The 1026-nt window shown below is 71.2% G+C and carries 1 protein-coding gene; it reads right to left on the bottom strand.

The window, feature by feature from the left end; translation table 11 throughout:
• Nucleotides 1–995 (bottom strand): ATP-binding cassette domain-containing protein (locus FH969_RS15015; protein ID WP_246072015.1); only part of this gene is annotated, 995 nt, incomplete at its 3' end.
• Nucleotides 996–1026: the final 31 nt, after the last annotated feature.

The raw sequence follows: 1026 nt of genomic DNA, 5'->3' as shown, positions 1-1026 counted from the left end.
CGACGCCGGCCGGGGTACTCGATGACCATGTCCCGTGCGCTCAGCACCAGCGGACGGTCGTCCACGGGTGCGGGCGCGTCCTGGGCGGCCTCGGTCACCTGGGCCACGCCGGGCCCACCGGACTCGCCGGGCGACGCGGGCAGGAGCTCCCCGCGCGCGAGAGCATCGAGGTCGACCCCCGCGTCCACGGCGGCCAGCACGGCATCGCCGTCGGTGTTGCTGCCCAGGTGTGGCACGGCGGCGAGCAGCTTCTGGGTGTACGGGTGCTGAGGGTTGTGGAAGACCTCCTCGGAGGTCCCGCGCTCGACGACGACGCCGTCCTTCATGACGAGCATCGAGTCCGCGAGGTCCGCCACCACGCCCATGTCGTGCGTGATGAGGATGATCCCGGCGTTCACGCGGTGGCGCAGGTCGCGCATCAGCTTGAGGATCTCGGCCTGCACCGTCACGTCGAGCGCTGTGGTCGGCTCGTCGGCGATGAGGAGGCGCGGGTCGCACGCGAGGGACTGCGCGATCATCGCGCGCTGCCGCTGGCCGCCCGAGAGCTGGTGCGGGTAGGAGGAGAACCGGCGCTCGGGCTCGGGGATCTCCACGAGCCGGAGCAGCTCGATGGCGCGCTCCTTGGCACGCGCGGGACCGATGTCGAAGTGCTCGCGCAGCGTCTCGACGATCTGGAAGCCGACCGTGTAGACGGGGTTCAGGGCCGTCATCGGCTCCTGGAAGATGACCGCGATCTCCTTGCCGCGCACTCGGCGCAGCTGACCCGAGGACATCCCGATGAGCTCACGACCGCCCAGCTTGGCACTGCCGTGGGCGCGACCGTTCGCGGGCAGGAGGCCGAGCAGCGCCATCGAGGACTGCGACTTGCCGGAACCGGACTCCCCGACGATCGCGAGCACGTGCCCCGGCGCGACGTCGTAGCTCACGCCTTCGGCGGCCGGGAACCACTGCCCGTCGACGTAGAAGTCCACTCCGAGGTCGCGGACCGAGAGCACGGGCTCGACGTCGCCGTCGACGGGTGCGGTG

Origin of the sequence: Miniimonas arenae, assembly GCF_006351005.1 — a bacterium.
GTDB lineage: Bacteria > Actinomycetota > Actinomycetes > Actinomycetales > Beutenbergiaceae > Miniimonas > Miniimonas arenae.
This window is presented reverse-complemented; position numbering and strand designations above follow the sequence as displayed.